The 521-nt window shown below is 69.9% G+C and carries 1 protein-coding gene; it reads left to right on the plus strand.

The features are described from left to right. The coding region (locus ACFWJO_RS38095) for a TIGR00366 family protein (protein ID WP_386872737.1) at positions 1 to 521 on the plus strand (521 nt) is incomplete at both ends.

Genomic DNA, 521 nt, shown 5'->3' on the forward strand with positions numbered 1-521 from the left:
CCCCCGGTTCGTTCCTCACGGAGAGCCTGGACGGCCGGACGGTCCCGGTCTCGGAGACCACCTTCTCCTGGTGGAACATCACCGCCGCCGTGGTGACCGTGCTCGTCGTGGCCCTGGCCCTGTTCCTCGTCGCCCCGCGCGCCGGGGACCGGATCGTGGAGCTGGAGATCGACGCGCGGGACCAGGACGCCGTGCCCGCACCGGAGATCGAGACGCCGGCGGACCGCCTCGACGCCTCCCGTGTCCCCACGCTCCTCGTGGGCGCCATGCTCGTGGTCTATCTGGTGATGCACTTCGTCGGCGGCGGCACCCTCACCCTGGACATCGTCAACTGGTCCTTCCTCGCGCTGATCCTGCTGCTGGTGCGCAGCCCGCACGAGCTGATCGGCCTCACCCAGTCGGCCGCGTCCAACGTGGGCGAGATCCTGCTGCAGTTCCCCCTCTACGCGGGCATCCTCGGCATGATGACGACCACCGGCCTGGTGGCGGTGCTCTCGGACGCCTTCGTGGCGATCTCGAAC

Origin of the sequence: Streptomyces sp. NPDC127092 (genome assembly GCF_042722475.1) — a bacterium.
Lineage (GTDB): Bacteria > Actinomycetota > Actinomycetes > Streptomycetales > Streptomycetaceae > Streptomyces.